The following is a 1270-nucleotide window of genomic DNA, read 5'->3' as shown; positions in this document are numbered from 1 at the left end:
TTACTTCAAGTTTTTAATGATACATTGGTAGACTATCCGCGGGAAAAGACGATTATTGACCTTTTTGAAGAGCAGGTGGAGAGTACTCCGGATAAAGTTGCTGTTCTAGATAAGTATAAGGTATATACCTATAAAGAGTTAAATGAGCAAGCGGAAAAGATAGCTATCCTAATAAATAGCCAAATAACAAACAAAGACCAATTCATTGGTGTATTTGCTGATCGGTCTGTTGATACAGTTGCGACATTTTTGGGTGTTTTAAAATGTGGTTGTGCCTACTTGCCTTTAGATCGGAAATATCCGAAAGAGAGAATAAGGTATGTATTAGAGGATGCAGAAGTAAATATTGTTCTAACTACTTCAGGACAACCAGAAGGTACCTTAGAAGGTTATAAAGTGTTTGATCTTTCTTCCGTTATAACCGAAGACTTAAGTGGAGAAAGAGCATATCGCAAAGTGTCAGCAACGGATACGGCATATGTCATGTATACCTCTGGAACTTCAGGCAAGCCAAAGGGTGTAATTACAGAACACCGAGGTGTAGTTAGACTAGTTAAAAATAGCAATTACTTTTCATTTACTGGAACAGAGAGATTTCTTAGCCTGTCTAATTTTTCTTTTGATGGTAGTACGTTTGATATTTTTGGTTCTTTGTTGAATGGAGGAAGTCTATTTATTCCTTCACAAACAGAGTTGTTGAATGATTTAAGTGATTTGATAACAGATCAGGAAATTACTACATTTTTTACCACAACGGCTTTATTTAATTCTTTGGTGGATAATCATTTATCCTGCTTGCAAAATGTTAGACATATATTGTTTGGGGGAGAAATGGCTTCGGTAAGTCACGTGAGGAAATTGAGAGAAACCTATGATTCTGTACACCTGATTCATGTTTATGGTCCTACTGAGAATACAACCTTTTCCACTTATTATAAGGTTGGAGAAGTAGCAGATAATGCACTTACCATTCCTATTGGAAAAGCCATTTCAAGTAGCTATTGCTATATTCTGGATGAGTATGGCAGTTTGCAGCCAGTAGGAGTAACGGGCGAAATATGTGTAGGAGGAGATGGTTTGGCAAAAGGTTATCTCAATAATCCATCATTAACATCAGAGCGATTTGAAGAAGATCCTTTTGTGCCAGGAAAAATAATTTATCGGACGGGTGATTTGGGACGCTGGTTACCTGATGGTAATTTAGAGATATTGGGCAGAATAGACCGCCAGGTAAAGATTCGTGGTTTTAGGATAGAGTTAGGAGAGATAG

1 protein-coding gene is annotated in these 1270 nt (G+C 37.2%); it reads left to right on the top strand.

Going from position 1 to position 1270, the window contains the following annotated elements; all coding sequences use genetic code 11:
* Positions 1 to 1270, top strand: a 1270-nt coding sequence (locus C900_RS27810; RefSeq protein ID WP_040497734.1) for an amino acid adenylation domain-containing protein, incomplete at both ends; no start/stop codon positions are given.

Source organism: Fulvivirga imtechensis AK7 (genome assembly GCF_000331535.1).
Classification (GTDB): domain Bacteria; phylum Bacteroidota; class Bacteroidia; order Cytophagales; family Cyclobacteriaceae; genus Fulvivirga; species Fulvivirga imtechensis.
The sequence above is the reverse complement of the archived record's forward strand: the minus strand, read 5'-3'. Positions and strand labels throughout refer to the sequence as shown.